Source organism: Modicisalibacter ilicicola DSM 19980 (genome assembly GCF_900128925.1).
Classification (GTDB): Bacteria; Pseudomonadota; Gammaproteobacteria; order Pseudomonadales; family Halomonadaceae; genus Modicisalibacter; species Modicisalibacter ilicicola.
In genome coordinates this window covers 23,138-39,932 of record NZ_FQUJ01000017.1, presented here as the reverse complement: position 1 = coordinate 39,932, position 16,795 = coordinate 23,138, and the positions used below count along the sequence as shown (strand labels likewise).

The 16,795-nt window shown below is 64.8% G+C and carries 15 protein-coding genes and 1 tRNA gene; 12 read left to right on the top strand and 4 right to left on the bottom strand.

Annotation, left to right across the window (positions count from 1 at the left end):
* Window position 1: 1 nt before the first annotated feature.
* A complete protein-coding gene (locus tag BUA41_RS16045; protein WP_072824704.1) occupies window positions 2–751 on the bottom strand; it encodes a FadR/GntR family transcriptional regulator in 750 nt (249 codons plus the stop codon).
* A gap of 183 nt (window positions 752–934) precedes the next feature.
* On the opposite strand from BUA41_RS16045, the gene BUA41_RS16040 reads away from it, so the two are divergent.
* A complete protein-coding gene (locus tag BUA41_RS16040; RefSeq protein ID WP_072824702.1) occupies window positions 935–1,171 on the top strand; it encodes a hypothetical protein in 237 nt (78 codons plus the stop codon).
* A 32-nt stretch (window positions 1,172–1,203) separates the two neighbouring features.
* Here the strand turns inward: BUA41_RS16040 and BUA41_RS16035 are convergent, their stop codons facing one another.
* Window positions 1,204–1,602 carry a VOC family protein gene (locus BUA41_RS16035; RefSeq protein ID WP_072824700.1) on the bottom strand — a complete coding sequence of 133 codons (399 nt, stop codon included), beginning with the start codon at window positions 1,600–1,602 and terminating at the stop codon, window positions 1,204–1,206.
* Window positions 1,603–1,866: 264 nt separating this feature from the next.
* Between BUA41_RS16035 and BUA41_RS16030 the strand changes: the two genes are divergently transcribed.
* From BUA41_RS16030 to BUA41_RS16020, 3 genes are all read left to right on the top strand, one after another.
* Window positions 1,867–3,168: an ATP-grasp domain-containing protein gene (locus tag BUA41_RS16030; RefSeq protein ID WP_072824698.1), complete on the top strand. Its 1,302-nt coding sequence runs from the start codon at window positions 1,867–1,869 to the stop codon at window positions 3,166–3,168.
* Between the two features lie 61 nt (window positions 3,169–3,229).
* A complete protein-coding gene (locus tag BUA41_RS16025) occupies window positions 3,230–5,272 on the top strand; it encodes a CocE/NonD family hydrolase (RefSeq protein WP_072824696.1) in 2,043 nt (680 codons plus the stop codon).
* Window positions 5,273–5,398: 126 nt separating this feature from the next.
* A complete protein-coding gene (locus BUA41_RS16020; protein WP_072824694.1) occupies window positions 5,399–5,803 on the top strand; it encodes a DUF2177 family protein in 405 nt (134 codons plus the stop codon).
* Window positions 5,804–5,943: 140 nt separating this feature from the next.
* Here BUA41_RS16020 and BUA41_RS16015 read toward each other — a convergent pair.
* Window positions 5,944–6,020 (bottom strand) — tRNA-Pro (locus tag BUA41_RS16015).
* Window positions 6,021–6,092: 72 nt separating this feature from the next.
* Window positions 6,093–7,067 (bottom strand): octaprenyl diphosphate synthase, encoded by a 975-nt coding sequence (gene ispB / locus BUA41_RS16010; RefSeq protein ID WP_072824692.1) that lies wholly within the window; start codon window positions 7,065–7,067, stop codon window positions 6,093–6,095.
* A 274-nt stretch (window positions 7,068–7,341) separates the two neighbouring features.
* Here ispB and rplU point away from each other — a divergent pair, with 274 nt between their 5' ends.
* The 8 genes from rplU (at window position 7,342) to ileS (ending at window position 16,768) form a co-directional block, all read left to right on the top strand.
* Window positions 7,342–7,653: a 50S ribosomal protein L21 gene (gene rplU, locus BUA41_RS16005; RefSeq protein WP_072824690.1), complete on the top strand. Its 312-nt coding sequence runs from the start codon at window positions 7,342–7,344 to the stop codon at window positions 7,651–7,653.
* Between the two features lie 34 nt (window positions 7,654–7,687).
* The gene (gene rpmA, locus BUA41_RS16000) at window positions 7,688–7,945 is read left to right on the top strand and encodes a 50S ribosomal protein L27 (protein WP_072824688.1); all 258 of its coding nucleotides are present in this window, start codon (window positions 7,688–7,690) and stop codon (window positions 7,943–7,945) included.
* 85 nt (window positions 7,946–8,030) lie between these two features.
* Window positions 8,031–9,224 carry an Obg family GTPase CgtA gene (cgtA, locus tag BUA41_RS15995; RefSeq protein WP_072824686.1) on the top strand — a complete coding sequence of 398 codons (1,194 nt, stop codon included), beginning with the start codon at window positions 8,031–8,033 and terminating at the stop codon, window positions 9,222–9,224.
* 193 nt (window positions 9,225–9,417) lie between these two features.
* A complete protein-coding gene (gene proB, locus BUA41_RS15990) occupies window positions 9,418–10,554 on the top strand; it encodes a glutamate 5-kinase (protein ID WP_072824684.1) in 1,137 nt (378 codons plus the stop codon).
* Between the two features lie 188 nt (window positions 10,555–10,742).
* Complete coding sequence (gene rpsT / locus BUA41_RS15985) at window positions 10,743–11,009, top strand: 30S ribosomal protein S20 (RefSeq protein ID WP_072824682.1); 267 nt, start codon at window positions 10,743–10,745, stop codon at window positions 11,007–11,009.
* A 266-nt stretch (window positions 11,010–11,275) separates the two neighbouring features.
* Entirely contained in the window at window positions 11,276–12,799 is a 1,524-nt protein-coding gene (gene murJ, locus BUA41_RS15980) for a murein biosynthesis integral membrane protein MurJ (RefSeq protein ID WP_281247858.1), read from the top strand.
* A gap of 70 nt (window positions 12,800–12,869) precedes the next feature.
* Entirely contained in the window at window positions 12,870–13,919 is a 1,050-nt protein-coding gene (gene ribF, locus BUA41_RS15975; RefSeq protein ID WP_072824680.1) for a bifunctional riboflavin kinase/FAD synthetase, read from the top strand.
* Entirely contained in the window at window positions 13,916–16,768 is a 2,853-nt protein-coding gene (gene ileS / locus BUA41_RS15970; RefSeq protein WP_072824678.1) for an isoleucine--tRNA ligase, read from the top strand. Before ribF ends, ileS begins: the two co-directional genes overlap by 4 nt.
* The last annotated feature ends 27 nt before the right edge of the window (window positions 16,769–16,795 follow it).

Sequence of the window (16,795 nt, the reverse complement as noted above, 5' to 3'; positions counted from 1 at the left end):
TTCATGTTTCGGAGAGAAAGCCTCTTCGGACTTGGGCTTCATTGTCGTTCATCACCGCCTGGGCCGCGATCATGTGCTCGTGCATCAGCGCACGGGCACGTTCGGCATCGCCGGCCTCGATGGCATCCAGGACTTCGGCGTGATATTGACAGCCCGCCGGCCCGATATGGTGATCGCCAGGCTCGTAGAGTCGACGGTAAATCGTCAGATCGGAGAGCACTTGAGCGGTAAAGCGAATGATGAAGGCCAGTAGCGGGTTGCCGCCGGGCAACTCGGCGAGCATCTCGTGAAAATTCAGTGAGTCGATATGCTGCTGACGTTCAGCTTCCAGGGTCGGCGCGCGTTCGGCGTAGCTGGCGAGGCTCTCGCGCAGCCGGGCAAGGTCCTCGGCGCTGACCCGGCCGGCCAGGGAGGCGGCCAGTTCCGGCTCCAGGGCGATGCGGATCTGGTAGATGTCGCGGATCGAGATGTCCTTGAAGTAGAGGTAATGACTCAACAATGAGATGGCTTTGGCCTCGCTCATCTCACGCACGAAGGCGCCACCCCCCGGTCCGGTGCGCGTCTCCACCAGACCCTGGGCTTCCAATACCCGAGTGCTTTCTCGCACCGTTCCCTTGGAAACCTTCAGGCGCTCCATCAACTCTATTTCGCTGGGCAATCTGTCACCCGGTTTCAGCTGGCGATCGACGATCCAGCCCTTGATGATCTCTGCTACCTGGTAGGGACGTCGTTGCGAACCGCGTACTGCCATTGACCATGTCCCCCCGATGAATGATGTGGCAAAAGGGTAACATGAGGTCGTATCGGGCTGCGGTGTCCAGCGTAAAGTGGGAAAGGGGCTGAGATTGCTCGCGATGGTCGCCACCGGGCACAATGCTGCAGCCTACTGTCCCGACCCTATCCTGTCATCCTTGCCCGAGGCGGAGTTTCACCCATGGCTCGATCCACCGACTCTCTGCGCGTCCTGGCGATCGCCAGCCAGGCCACGGGGTTCATCCTGATCATCGCATTGGAAACCTGGCTCGGCGATGCGGCACGGCCCTGGCAGGGCATGACCCTGGCGGCGATGCTGGCGGCGGCCCTGGGGATTGCCGTGGTGCGTCTCTACCGGCGCAACCGCCGGCGCAAGAGAGCAGACGCGCGGGCCCACGACTCGGCGGGGGACGAGTGATCGAGCCGCGGCGCATGCCCGGTGGCAGCCGCTCATGAACAGGGCCTCAGGCAGCGGCCGGGGTCGATGCTGACCACCTGCAGCCGGTGCCCTTCGGGTATCGTGCAGCTCAGGATCCGCCAGCCGCAATCCGGCGCACTGCGCGTCCTGTCGTCGAAGAGACGAGCGCCATGCCGGCATAGCTTGGGGCATGTCCCCGCAAATTCCATCGCACTGGCTTCCAGCATCAGATGGCGTGGGGCCTCCGGGAGGTCGCTGGCGATCAGCATGACGACCTGTGTATGCCCCCGGGCATCGGTACCCAGTTCGAAGATGGCCGAGGCGGGAGTGCCGAGCAGCAGGGGCAGCCCCAGCACCTCGTCGCAGAAGCGGCACATGCGGGCGATGTCTCGCACGCGAATGACGGCCTTGTCGAGAGACAGGCGTTGCATGAGGGCCTCCCGCGTTGTAGTTGTTGCCAATAGAATGCCTCCGCCGCCTGCCGAGCGCTGCTAAATCTTTCCCACCGCCCTGATCGCTTCTGGCTATCGCCGCATGCACGCCGTTGCATGCCGCATCATGGAGGGAAGCGACTATGCTTCATGTGTCGGGAACCCGAAGCGGGTTCATTGGGTGGGGTACGCTCGTTGCCGTCAGCGTGCCTTGCCGTTGAGGCGCGGGCTTGCAGTAGCAAGGAAGGCGCCAGGGAGGGAGTCATGGGGCATCGCAACATCTTCGTCGTCGGTCTCAATGCGTTCAATCGCGAACGCCTCGAAAGCCTGAGAGGGGCAGAGAACTATCGTTTTCATGGCGTCATCGAGCCAGAGGAAGTCTACGACACGGAGTACTTTCCCATCGAGGACATGCTCAATCGGGCGGAGACCCAATTGCACGACTTCGGCAAGCCCATCGATGCCATCGTCGGGTACATGGACTTTCCCGTCTCGACCATGTTGCCGATCCTGTGCAACCGCTTCGGCCTGCGCACGACCAGTCTCGAGAGCCTGCTCAAGTGCGAGCACAAGTACTGGAGCCGCCTGATGCAGCGCGAGGTGATCGGCAACTACATTCCACGCTTCACCGCCTTCAACCCCTTCGACGACGATGCCCTGAGCCGCATCGGCGCGGCGGGTCTCTATTTCCCGTTCTTCGTCAAGCCGATCAAGTCCTCCGGGTCGCGGCTGGGCTTTCGCATCGACAGTCCCGAGGACTTCGTCGCCGCGACTGCCCGGCTGCGCGACGAGATCGGCCTGATCTCCGAACCGTTCAACTACGTTCTCGATCAGGCCAATCTCCCCGCGACGGTACGCGATGTGGATGGTGGCTACTGCATGGCCGAGGAGATCATCGGCGGCTGGCAGTGCACCGTCGAGGGGTACGTCTATCAGGGGGAGGTGGTGTCCTACGGCATCGTCGACTCGATCCGTTACCCGCAGGTGCTGAGCTTCTTCTACTACCGTTACCCCTCGCGGCTGCCGAAGCACATCCAGAACAAGATGCGCGAGTTGACCAGCACCATCATGAGCCATATCGGTTACGACGATGCGGCCTTCAACGTCGAGTATTTCTGGGACGAGGTGCAGAACCGCATCTGGCTGCTGGAGATCAATACGCGCATCTCGCAGTCGCACTGCGACCTGTTCGAGAAGGTCGACGGGGTCAGCAACCAGCAGGTCACCGTCGACCTGGCGCTGGGCCTGTTGCCGGACATGCCGCGGCGGCACGGCGAGTTCGCGGTAGCCGGCAAGTTCTTCTACCGGGTGTTCTTCGTCGATGCCGTGGTCAGCCGGGTGCCCAGTGACGAGGAGGTCGAGGCCCTGCAGCAGGAATTCCCCGGCACCGTGATCGCCCTGCAGGTCGAAGCCGGCATCCGGCTCTCGTCGCTCCCGGAGCAGGACAGCTACAGTTTCGCCCTGGCGTACGTCTGGATGGGGGCGGACAGCGACGAGGCACTGGAAGAGAACTACCGGCGTCTCGCCGATCGATTGGCCTTCGAGTTCGAGGACGTCATCGGCTAGGCGCCTCTGGCGCGATGGTGTGTGACTACTGTTTGCCAAGTCTGAGAGGAAAGGCCGGCCTATGCGTATCGTCAGTGAATTTCCGCGCCAGGTGATCGAAGAGGAAACCTGGATCACCCTGGCCGACGGTTGCCGACTTGCGGCACGCATCTGGCGGCCGGCAGACGCGGAGCGTGACCCGGTGCCGGCCATTCTCGAATACCTGCCCTATCGCAAGCGCGACCTGACCGCGCTGCGCGATGCCCAGACGCACCCCTATTGGGCGGGACACGGCTACGCCGGGGTGCGGGTGGACATTCGCGGCAGCGGCGAGTCGGATGGGGTGCTGACCGACGAATACCTGCAGCAGGAGCTGGATGACGGCGTCGAGATCCTGCGTTGGCTGGGCGAGCAGCCCTGGTGCACCGGCGACGTCGGCATGGTGGGCATCTCCTGGGGCGGCTTCAACGGCCTGCAGATCGCCGCCCTGCAACCGCCGGAACTGAAGGCGGTGATCACGCTATGCTCCACGGACGATCGCTACGCCGATGACATCCACCACATGGGGGGGTGCCTGCTGGGGGACAATCTTTCCTGGGCCTCGACCATGTTCGATGGCAATGCCTGCCCGCCCGATCCGGCGCTGGTCGGCGAGCGCTGGCGCGAGATGTGGCTCGAGCGCCTCGACGGCAGCGGCCTGTGGCTGGCCACCTGGCTCGAGCATCAGCGGCGTGACGCCTACTGGAAGCACGGCTCGGTGTGCGAGGACTTCTCGCGCATCCAGTGCCCGGTGTACGCCATCAGCGGCTGGGCGGACGGCTACTGCAACGCCGTGTTCCGACTGCTGGACGGGCTCGAGGTACCGCGCAAGGGGCTGGTCGGTCCCTGGGCGCACAAGTACCCGCACCTCGGGGTGCCGGGGCCGGCGATCGGCTTCCTGCAGGAATCGCTGCGCTGGTGGGACCAGTGGCTGAAGGGAAAGGAGACCGGCATCATGGACGAGCCGATGCTGCGGGTCTGGATGCAGGACAGTGTACCGCCCTCGGCGCGTTACGACAGCCGTCCGGGGCGCTGGGTCAGCGAGCCGAGCTGGCCCTCGCAGCGCATCACGGCCCAGGCCTTTCGCCTGACCAGCGGTCACGACCTGTTGCCCGAAGCCGCCGAGGCACCGGCCATGCAGCCCGCCGACGACGTGCCGTTGACGATTCGCTCGCCGCTTTCCGTCGGGCTGTACGCCGGCAAGTGGTGCTCCTACAACGCGCCGCCGGACCTGCCCCATGATCAACGCGACGAGGACGGTGGCTCGCTGATCTTCCAGACGGCGCGGCTGGAAGAGGCGATCGAGATCTGCGGGCAGCCCGAGGTCGAGCTCGATATCGAGGCCGACCAACCGGTGGCGATGGTTGCCCTGCGTCTTTCCGATATCGCCGAAGACGACAAGGCCACGCGGGTTTCCTACGGGCTGCTCAACCTGACCCATCGCGACAGTGACGAGTTTCCCGGGGCATTGGAGCCTGGCAAGCGGTATCGTGTGCGCGTCAAGCTCAAGCACATCGCCCAGCAGTTCGCCGCCGGCCATGCCATTCGCCTGTCGCTGTCCACCAGTTACTGGCCCTTGGCCTGGCCGGCGCCGGAACCGGTCAAGCTGACCATTCATCCCGCCGCTAGCCGTCTTTTGCTCCCTTGTCGCACGCCCCAGCCCGAGGAAGAAGCGGCACTGCCCGACTTCGGTGAGCCGGAGGGCGCGCCGGCGCTTGCGCGCACCCTGATCCAGCCCAGCCAGGAGGAGTGGCGCGTGATTCGTGACCTGGCCAACGACAGGACGACCCTCGAGGTGATCAATGATGAAGGCAGCTACCGTCTCGACGACATCGATCTCACCATCGCGGTCAGGGTGACCGAGCGCTACAGCTATGCCTATGGCAACTACGACAGCCTGAGCGGGTGGACCGAGTGGAAGCGTACCTTCCGACGTGGCGACTGGCAGGTGCATACCGTGACCCGTACGCTGATGACCTCGAATGCTGAGAGCTTTCGCCTGCGTGCCACGCTCGATGCCTACGAGGGGGAGGCACGTATATTCGCCAAGACCTGGGACGAGGAGATTCCGCGGGATCTGGTGTAAGCGGTGTTAACGGCATCGCCTTGCGTTGGCTATCGTCGTTTCACGACGCCACGGCCCGGTCCGGCATTGCGCCGTTGAGCGCATTGCAGCATCCTGTGCCGACATCGATAATCGAGGCCGGCCCCGATGCAGATCCTTGTTCTTTACGTCATCACCGCCGTGGTTTTTCTCGGACTGGATGCGCTCGGGTTGAGCAAGATCATGCGCCCGCTCTTCGAGACCCATATACCGAATATGCTGCGCGAGGACGTTCAGTTCGTGGCGGCGGGCGTGTTCTATCTGATTTATGTGGCGGGGCTGCTCTACTTCGTCTCGGTGCCGGCGCTGCGGGACAATGCCCCGGCGATGGCGCTGTTCAATGGCGCAATCCTCGGCGCGCTTGCCTATGGCACCTTCGAGTTCACGGCATTCTCGGTGCTCAAGGGCTGGCATTGGCAGATGGTCGCCACGGACGTGGCCTGGGGCGCGGCGTTGACGGCAGTATCCGCCTGGGCAGGGGTCATGCTGACACGCTGGGTCATGCCTGGCTGAGGTGTGCAGCATCAGGCGCATCGATCGGCCGGAACCCGACACTCCGCGTCCGATTCCACACCGCTTGCTGCCGAGTATCCAGGACAACAAAAAACCGCCACCCGAATGTTTCCGTAAGTGGCGGTTTTCAATGTCTTTTCTGGTCGGAGTAGCAGGATTCGAACCTACGACCTCTGCCTCCCGAAGGCAGCGCTCTACCAAGCTGAGCTATACTCCGTTGCGGTTGAGCATGAGCCTCAACGGGGCTGCATTATACCCATCGCGCCGCCACACGCAACCCTGCCGGCTGTCATGCCTGGCGATCCACCGCCAGGCGTGCCAGTTCCGCCATGGTCTCGCGGTAGCGGCTCTCGGGCAGGAGGTCGAGCTGGGCCAGGGCCAGGTCGGCCATTTCCTCGGCGCGACGACGCGTGTAGTCCAGCGCTCCGGTGTCGTTGACGATGGCCATGACCTCGTCGAGCTGATCCAGGCCACCCTTGCGAATCACCCGGCGAATCAGCTGGGTCTGTTCGGCACTGCCACGGTTCATCGCCTCGATCAGCGGCAGGGTCGGCTTGCCTTCGGCAAGATCGTCGCCGACGTTCTTGCCCATGGTGCCGGCGTCGCCCTGATAGTCCAGCAGGTCGTCGATCAACTGGAAGGCCAGGCCCAGGTAGCGTCCATAGAGCCTGAGGGCTTCTTCCTGCTCGGTAGAGGCGTCGGCGAGCACCGCGCCGCTGTGGGAGGCCGCCTCGAAGAGCATCGCCGTCTTGCCCTGGATGGTCTCGAAATAGGCGGCTTCGTCGATATCCGGATTGCCGATGTTGGTCAGCTGCAGCACCTCGCCCTCGGCGATGGTGCAGGTGGCCGCCGAGAGAATCTCCATGACCCGCATCGAGCCCACCTCGACCATCATCTGGAAGGAGCGCGAGTAGAGGAAGTCGCCGACCAGCACCGACGGGGCGTTGCCCCAGTGCTCGTTGGCGGTCTGCTTGCCGCGGCGCATGCTCGACTCGTCGACCACGTCGTCGTGAAGCAGCGTCGAGGTGTGCATGAACTCGATCAGGGTGGCCAGGGTGATGTGCCGCTCGCCGCTGTAGCCCAGGGAGCGTGCGGCCAGCAGCACCAGCAAGGGGCGCAGGCGCTTGCCGCCGCTGTCGATGATGTAATGGCCGATGCTCTCGACGAGCGGGACCCGGGAGCCGAGCTGGGCGAGGATGGTACGGTCGACGGCGGCGAAATCTTCCACCACCGCCGCATGAATGGGCGATGCGTTGGGCTGCATGGCATTTATCTGTAAAGGGGTTGGGCCGCTTCGGGCTCGTTCGCAGCACCTGGGCCGACCTTGGGCTGTCGTCATGCTATGAGGCCCTCCGCAAGGCGTCAAGGCAAGGCGCATCCCAGGGGCGACGCGCCCAAAGGCTCTTGTGATGGCGCCGGGGGGCGGTTATAATCCGCGACCCTACTCATCATGCTCCCTGTCAGATGGCTGCCGAAAGGGGCGCCACTCGCCGCAGGTCGATGAAGAGCCCACCTTGGATGAGTGTCTGGAGAACGTTATGTACGCAGTTATCAAGAGTGGCGGTAAGCAGTACCGCGTCCAGGAAGGCCAGACCCTGAAGCTCGAGAAGCTTGAAGTGGCTACCGGCGAGACGCTGGATTTCGACCAGGTCCTGCTGGTTGCCGATGGCGATGACATCAAGGTCGGCGCACCGCTGGTCGATGGTGCGAAGGTGTCCGCCGAGATCGTGTCCCACGGTCGCGGCGAGAAGGTTCGCATCATCAAGTTCCGTCGTCGCAAGCACTCCATGCGGCGCCAGGGCCACCGCCAGTGGTTCACCGAAGTCAAGATCACCGGGATTTCCGCCTAAACGGCGTCACCCCTCAACGAGCGAGGTATTTGCAATGGCTCACAAGAAGGCAGCCGGTAGTTCCCGTAACGGTCGCGATTCCGAATCCAAGCGCCTTGGCGTCAAGTTGTTCGGTGGCCAGGCCGTCGTGCCGGGTAACATCATCGTGCGTCAGCGCGGCACCAGGTTCCATGCCGGAACCGGTGTCGGCATCGGCAGGGATCACACCCTGTTCGCCCTGAATGACGGTGTCGTCAAGTTCGAGACCAAAGGGCCGAAGAATCGCAAGTTCGTGAGTGTCGTCTCCGCCTGAGGCACCGCGCACGTTGCACCGAGAAGGCCCCGCCCAGGCGGGGCCTTCCTGTATCAGGACGGTATTGCCGTCGGGAGAATGACCCATGCAGTTCGTCGATGAAGCGTCGATCATCGCGGAAGCCGGCAACGGCGGTAACGGTTGCCTGAGCTTTCGCCGCGAGAAGTACGTTCCCAAGGGTGGCCCCGATGGCGGCGACGGCGGCCATGGCGGCAGCGTCTACCTGATCGGCGATGACGCCCTGAACACGCTGATCGATTTCAAGTATCAGCGCTTCTACAAGGCGCGCAACGGCCAGCCCGGCCAGGGCCGGCAGATGAGCGGCAAGGCCGGCGACGACCTGCACGTCAAGGTACCGGTGGGCACCACGGTGATCGATGAGGACACCCTGGAAGTGATTGCCGATGTGACCGAGGTGGGGCAGGTGGTGCTGGTCGCCCAGGGCGGACGCCGCGGCCTGGGCAACATTCATTTCAAGTCGTCCACCAACCGGGCGCCACGCCGAACGACCCCCGGTACCGAGGGCGAGCGGCGCAACCTGCGTCTTGAAATGAAGGTGATGGCCGACGTCGGCCTGCTGGGCATGCCCAATGCCGGCAAGTCGACGCTGATTCGTGCCGTCTCCGCGGCCAAGCCCAAGGTGGCCAACTACCCGTTCACCACGCTGGTGCCCAATCTCGGCGTGGTCAAGCTGGGTACCCATGAGCACTTCGTGATGGCCGACGTGCCTGGCCTGATCGAAGGGGCGTCCGACGGCGCCGGACTGGGACTGCGCTTCCTCAAGCATCTGACCCGCACGCGGCTGTTGCTGCATGTGGTCGATGTGGCGCCCTTCGACGATTCCGATCCGGTGGAGGCCGCCCGGGCCATCACCCATGAATTGGAGCAGTTCTCCGCCACCCTGGCCGAGCGACCGCGCTGGCTGGTGCTCAACAAGCTCGACCTGCTGCCGGAAGAGGAGCGCGAGGCGCGCATCGACGAGATCGTTTCCCGTCTTGGCTGGAGCGGGCCGGTGTTCCGTATCTCGGCGATCGGCAACGAGGGAACCGATGCCCTCGTGCAAGCGGCCCACCGCTGGCTGACCGAGCAGCGCCGGCTCGAGACCGAGGACGAAGAGGCCGCGGCGCGCGAAGCCGACATGCGGCGGCGCATGGAGGCCGAGGCGGTGGCCCGGGCCGAGGCGCGGCTGAGTCGCAAGCGCAAGCGGGCCGGCGAGGAGGATGATGACGACGACTTCGACGATGGTGAGTATGATGTCGAGGTCGAGTACGTCCCCTGATCGGTGTCTCAAAGCGGCTGCGCTCGGTGATGCCGTGTTGAAAGCCATCTCGGAATGCTCATTTACCACTTGTAAACTGCGCTTCCTCGACGGCTTTCGCCTTGCCTCACCGTCGCTCGTGACGCTTTGATATCACCGATCGAGCTGGGCGCTGTTCGATGATCGGTCGAATCATGGTGGAGATAATCGTGAGATGAGCAACGAGCGGGTGCCGGGACGCGAGGCGCTGACCAGTGCGCGTCGGGTGGTGGTGAAGATCGGTAGTGCCTTGCTGACCAATGACGGGCGTGGCCTCGACGAGTCCGCCATCGGTGGCTGGGTCGATCAGATTGCCGCGCTGCATGGCCGGGGCATCGAGGTGGTGCTGGTGTCGTCCGGTGCGGTGGCCGCCGGTATGGTGCGCCTGGGGTGGAGTGCGCGCCCTTCGGCGGTGCACGAACTGCAGGCCGCTGCCGCGGTCGGCCAGACCGTCCTGGGACAATGCTATGAAGGGCATTTCACCCGCCATGGCCTGCGTAGCGCGCAGATCCTGCTCACCCATGACGATCTCTCCAATCGCAAGCGCTATCTGAACGCGCGCTCGGCGCTGCGTACCTTGGTGGCCCTGCGCGTGGTGCCGGTGATCAACGAGAACGATACCGTGGTCACCGACGAGATACGCTTCGGCGACAACGATACCCTGGGGGCTCTGGTCGCCAACTTGCTCGAGGCCGAGGCACTGCTGATCCTCACCGACCAGGAAGGCCTGTTCGATGCCGATCCCCGCCTGCATCCGGGGGCGCAACTGATCCACGAGGGCCGAGCCGATGATCCACGGCTGATCGCGATGGCCGGCGGGGGCGGTGCGCTGGGGCGTGGCGGCATGACCACCAAGATGCGCGCGGCACGGCTGGCGGCGCGCTCCGGTGCGGTCACGGCGATCGCCAGCGGGCGCCAGGCCGACGTGCTTACTCGCCTGATCGAGGGCGAACGCCTGGGCACGCTGCTACGTCCCGAGCATGCACCGTTGGCGGCGCGCAAGCGCTGGCTGGCCGGCCAGTTGCAGGTGCGCGGCAGCCTGACCCTGGATGCCGGGGCCGTCGGGGTATTGCGCGAGCGCGGTTCCAGCCTGTTGCCGGTCGGGGTCAAGGCCTCGTCGGGGCGCTTCGTCCGCGGTGATATGGTGGTGTGTCTCGACGAGCAGGGCGAACGGGTGGCCAAGGGGTTGGTCAACTACGGCAGCGACGAGACTGCACGCATCCTCGGTCAGCCGAGCCACCGCATCGAAGGGCTGCTCGGCTACATGGAGGCGCCCGAACTGATCCATCGCGACAACCTGGTGATCCTGTAGGCGTGCTCGAAAACCGGCAGGGCCATGTGTGGCAAGGCCTGGGGCATTGTGATAGGATTTCGCATCCTCTCAGATGTGGCCCGTGATCAGCCTGTGATGCTGCATGGCCAGACCGGTTTGGAAACGTTCGATTACCAAGTCGGATCAAACACTTACACCGCATTTTATGGTTCTCCAAGGAGATTACGGTGGCGAATAGCAAGCAAGCGCGCAAGCGCGCACGTCAGGCGGAACAGCGCCGTCAGCACAACGCCAGTCAGCGTTCCATGGTCCGCACTTACATCAAGCGCGTGATCAAGGCGATTCAGGGTGGCGATCATGGCAAGGCCATGGAAGAGTTCCGTACGGCCCAGCCGGTCATCGACCGTATCGCCGACAAGGACGCGCTCTCCAAGAAGAAGGCCGCGCGCCTCAAGAGCCGCCTGAACAAGCGAATCAAGGCGCTGGCTGCGTAAGCCGGACGCTCGCTGAGCCCGACACCCGCCACGCGGGCTAGAGTGTCAGGTGCTCGGGAAGAAACCGGCTTCGGCCGGTTTTTTTATGCATGGCTTCTGATCGAGGAAGGTGCCCTGGAGTGAGTGCCCCGCAGGACGAAGAGACTCAACCTGTCGCCAAGCCGGCGGTGACCGGAGACGATGCCCAGGTGGACGCACCCGGCGCAGGCGACGGCGCGCAAGGTGATCCGGCGCCCGGCGAACGCGCGACACCGCGAGCGGGCTTGCTGCGCTCCGGGGCGATCGTGAGTGCGATGACCATGCTTTCCCGGGTACTGGGTCTGGCCCGGGACATGGTCATCGCCACCCTGTTCGGGGCCGGAAGCGGGGCCGACGCCTTCTTCGTCGCCTTCAAGATTCCCAACTTCCTGCGTCGGCTGTTCGCCGAGGGGGCCTTCAACCAGGCCTTCGTGCCGGTGCTGTCGGAGTACGCGACCAAACGCTCTCGCCAGGAAGTACGCGAACTGCTCGATGCCGTCTCCGGTAGCCTGGCGGTGGTGCTGACGCTGATCACCGCCGTCGCCGTGGTCCTGGCCCCGTGGCTGGCCTGGCTGTTCGCCCCGGGGTTCGGCCGCGATCCCGAGAAGCTGGCGCTGACCGCCGAGATGCTGCGGCTGACCTTCCCTTATCTGTTGCTGATCTCGCTGACCGCCTTCTCGGGCAGCGTGCTCAATACCTGGAACCGCTTCGCCGTGCCGGCGTTCACGCCGGTGCTGTTGAACCTGGCCCTGATCGGCGCCGCGATGTGGCTGACGCCCTGGATGGAGACGCCTTCCCTGGCCTTGGCCTGGGGGGTGCTGATCGCCGGGGCGGCGCAACTGGTTTTTCAGGTGCCGTTTCTGGCGCGGCTGGGGCTGATGCCCAGGCCCTGGCCGCGTTTTCGGCACCCGGGGGTGCGGCGGATATTGAAGCTGATGACGCCGGCCTTGTTCGGTGTCTCGGTGTCCCAGATCAACCTGCTGCTCGACACCGTGCTGGCGTCGCTATTGGCGGCGGGCAGCGTCTCCTGGCTTTACTACTCGGATCGCCTGGTGGAACTGCCCCTGGGGGTGTTCGGCATCGCCATCGGCACGGTGATTCTGCCGGCCTTGTCCAAGCGTCACGCCGAGCAGTCCCGGGAGCACTTTGCCCAGATGCTCGACTGGGCACTGCGCGCGGTGCTGTTGATCGGGTTGCCGTCGGCCCTCGCCCTGGTGGTGCTGGCCGAGCCCTTGCTGATCAGTCTGTTCCACTATGGCGCCATGACGGAGCGCGATATCGCCATGGCGGCGATGAGCCTGCGTGCCTACGCGCTGGGTCTGATCGCCTTCATGCTGATCAAGATCTGGGCGCCGGGCTATTTCGCGCGCCAGGACACCGCCACGCCGGTCAAGATCGGCATCATCGCCATGGTCGCCAACATGGCGCTGAACCTGGCGTTGATCCTGCCGTTGGCCCACGCCGGCCTGGCCCTGGCCACGGCACTGTCGGCGTTTCTCAATGCCGGCCTGCTGGCCCGGGGGCTGCGCCGCCAGGGGGTGCTTGTCTTCCAGCCGGGCTGGGGGCGCTATGCCTGGCAGCTGGGCGGCGGCTGTGCCCTGCTGGGGGCCGGGCTGTGGTGGTTCTCTCCTCCCTGGCAGGCCTGGTTGCACTGGGAAGTGGAGCAGCGGGTGCTGACCCTCGGGGCCCTGGTGGTGGGCGGCGTGACGCTGTACTTCGCCTGGCTGGTGGCCAGTGGCATCCGGTTGCGCCATTTCCGTCTCAACAGTTAGCCAGGGGCGTGGCTGCCAAGGCCTTGTGGCTTCGTTATAATCGACTCTTTTACAGGCGCGTGAACGACGCATGGAACTGATTCGCGGCTTACACAATCTGAACGAGCATCATCGTGGCTGTGTGGCGACCATCGGCAATTTCGACGGCGTGCATCGTGGCCATCAGGCGATACTCGGGCAGCTTCGAGACCGTGCCCAGGCGCTGGCGCTGCCGGTGACGGTGGTGGTGTTCGAGCCCCAGCCGCGAGAGTTCTTCGCGGGGGATCAGGCGCCGCCGCGCTTGACCCGCCTGCGTGACAAGACCCGGCTGCTGGCGGCTCACGGGGCCGAGCGCATCGTCTGCCTGCCGTTCAACGAGGCGCTGCGCAGCCTGACGGCGCTGGAGTTCATCGAGCGGGTGTTGATCGACGGGCTGGGGGTGCGTCACCTGGTGGTCGGCGACGATTTCCGCTTCGGTTGCGATCGGCTCGGCGACTTCATGCTGCTGACCCGGGTCGGCGAGACGCGGGGCTTCGGTGTCGAACATACCCGTACTTTCACGCTCGACGACGAACGGGTCTCGAGTTCCCGGGTGCGCACACTGCTGGCCAGCGGCAACTTCCAGCAGGCGGCGCGCATGCTGGGCCGCCCCTACTCCTATGCGGGCCGGGTGGTCGCCGACCAGCAGCTGGGGCGCACGCTCGGCGTGCCCACCGCCAACGTGCCGCTGTTACCCGGCCCCATGGCGTTGCGAGGCGTCTACGCGGTCATCACACGATTGCGCGATGGGCGGAGGTTCCCCGGGGTGGCCAATATCGGCTGGCGCCCCACCGTGGGCGGGGTGCAGCGTCCGGTGCTGGAGGTCAACCTGTTCGATTTCGACGGCGATCTCTACGGCCAGACCATCGAAGTGCTGCCCTGTGCCCGCCTTCGCGGCGAACAGCATTTCGAGGGCCTGGAGGCACTCAAGGGCCAGATCCAGGCGGATCAGGCCCGAGCGCACGACTATTTTCAAGCCTGGCCGGCATACGAAGAGAGCGGCAGCGATCTGACACCCTATCTGGCATCGGCGCCCTTGGCGCCGACCCCCGGGCACGCCGGCCCCGGAGCCGCCAGGCGCGATAGCGATGGAAACCCATGAGCGATTACAAGCACACCCTCAATCTGCCCGAAACCGATTTTCCCATGCGCGGCAACCTGCCCAAGCGTGAACCCGCGCGGCTCCAGCGCTGGCAGGAGATCGACCTCTATGGACGCCTGCGCGAGGCGGGGCAGGGCCGCGAGACCTTCGTGCTGCACGATGGCCCTCCCTATGCCAACGGCAGCATCCATATCGGGCATGCGGTCAACAAGATCCTCAAGGACATCATCGTCAAGGCCAAGGGCCTGGCCGGTTTCGATGCGCCCTACGTACCGGGCTGGGACTGCCACGGCCTGCCCATCGAGCACAAGATCGAGACGATCCACGGCAAGCACCTGCCGCCGGACGAGACCCGCGCCCTGTGCCGCGGTTATGCCGCGGAACAGATCGACGTTCAGCGCGAGGATTTCCTGCGCCTGGGCATCGTCGGCGACTGGCAGCGCCCCTATCGCACCATGGACCACGTCAACGAGGCCGAAGAGGTGCGGGCCTTGGCCGAGATGGTCAAGCAGGGCTATGTCTTCAAGGGCTTGAAGCCGGTCAACTGGTGCTTCGATTGCGGCTCGGCCCTGGCCGAGGCGGAGGTCGAATACGCCGACAAGAAATCCGATGCCATCGATGTCGCCTTCGCGGCCGACGATGCCGAGGCGCTTGCTCGGGCCTTCGGGCTCGAGCGCCTCGACAAGCCTGCCATCGTGGCGATCTGGACCACCACGCCCTGGACCGTTCCCGCCAACCAGGCGCTCAATGTCCATCCCGAGGTCGACTATGCCCTGGTGGACACCGGCGAGCGGCTGCTGGTGCTGGCGGCGGACCTGGTCGAGAGCTGCCTCGAACGCTACGAACTCCAGGGCGAGATCGTGGCGACCACCTCGGGCACCCATCTCGAACATCTGAACTTTCGCCATCCGTTCTACGATCGTCTCTCGCCGGTCTACCTGGCGGATTATGTCGAGACCGACGCGGGTACCGGCATCGTGCACTCCGCGCCGGCCTACGGCGTGGACGATTTCGTCACCTGCCGCGCCTACGGCATGGAGTTCGAGGAGATCAAGAGCCCGGTCATGGGCAACGGCGTCTATGCCGAGGATCTCAAGTTCTTCGGCGGCCAGATGATCTGGAAGGCCAACCCGCAGATCGTCGCCAAGCTGGAGGAGGTCGGCGCGCTGCTGGCCCACGAGAAGATCACCCACAGTTACATGCACTGCTGGCGCCACAAGTCGCCGGTGATCTACCGAGCGACCGCCCAGTGGTTCGTCGGCATGGACATCGAGGGGGCGGATGGCAAGACCCTGCGCCAGCGGGCGCTGGAAGGCATCGAGACCACCCAGTTCGTGCCCGCCTGGGGCAAGGCGCGACTGCACTCCATGATCGCCAATCGCCCGGACTGGTGCATCTCGCGTCAACGCAACTGGGGGGTGCCGATCCCGTTCTTCCTGCATCGCGTCAGTGGTGAGCTGCATCCGCGTACCCTGGAACTGATGGAGGAGGTCGCCCAGCGCATCGAGGCCGAGGGCATCGAGGCCTGGTTCCGGCTCGATGCCGGCGAACTGCTGGGCGACGAGGCGGCGGACTACGAGCAGATCGGCGACACCCTCGACGTCTGGTTCGATTCCGGCACCACGCATTGGCACGTGCTGCGCGGTTCCCATGCGTCGGTCTTCGATCATCCCGAGAATCGCGACGGTCCGGTGGCGGATCTCTATCTGGAGGGCTCCGACCAGCACCGCGGCTGGTTCCATTCGTCGCTGCTGACCGGCTGCGCCATCGACGGTCATCCCCCCTACAAGGGCCTGCTGACCCATGGCTTCACCGTCGATGCCCAGGGGCGCAAGATGTCCAAGTCGGTGGGCAACGTGGTTGCCCCCCAGGAGGTCATGGACAAGCTCGGTGCCGACATACTACGCCTGTGGGTCGCCTCCACGGACTACTCCGGAGAGATGGCGGTCTCCGACGAAATCCTGAAGCGTACCGCCGACGTCTACCGGCGCATTCGCAATACGTCACGCTTCCTGCTGGCCAACCTCAACGGCTTCGAGGTCGAGCGTGACGCCGTGGCCTTCGAGGAGATGCTGGCCCTGGATCAGTGGGTGGTGGATCGCGCCGCCCAGTTGCAGAAGCGCATCGAGACCGCCTACGCCGAATATCGCTTCCTCGATGTCCATCAGCAGGTGCATACCTTCTGTGCCCGGGAACTGGGCGGCTTCTATCTGGACATCATCAAGGATCGCCAGTACACCACCCAGGCCGACTCCCTGGCGCGGCGCAGTTGCCAGACCGCGCTCTATCGTGTGGTCGAGGCGCTGGCGCGCTGGGTGGCGCCGATCCTCTCCTTCACCGCCGAGGAGATCTACGAGCACATTCCCGGCGAGCGCCGGGCCAGCGTGCTGCTGGAGACCTTCTATGGCGAACTGCAGACCCTGGATGACGGCGCCACCTTCGACCGGGATTTCTGGGAGCAGGTGCTGGAGGTCAAGCAGGCGGTCAACAAGTGCCTCGAGGATGCCCGCAACGCCAAGGTGATCAAGAGTGGCCTGGCTGCCGAGGTAACGCTCTACGTCAGCGATGGCCTGCGCGAGACCCTGGGCCGGCTGGGCGACGAGCTGCGTTTCGTGATGCTGACCAGCGAGGTGCATCTGACCTCCTTCGACGCCGAGGGTGGCCAAGCCGCCGAGGCCACCGAGCTCGACGGCCTCAGGGTGGCGGTCGTCGCCAGCCCGCACGCCAAGTGCGAGCGCTGCTGGCACCATCGTCCCGATGTCGGTCAGCACAATGACTACCCGGACCTCTGCGGGCGGTGCATCAGCAACCTGCCGGAAGGGCCGGGGGAAGAACGCCACTATGCCTAAGGCCGAAACGAAGAGCGCCGAAACCAA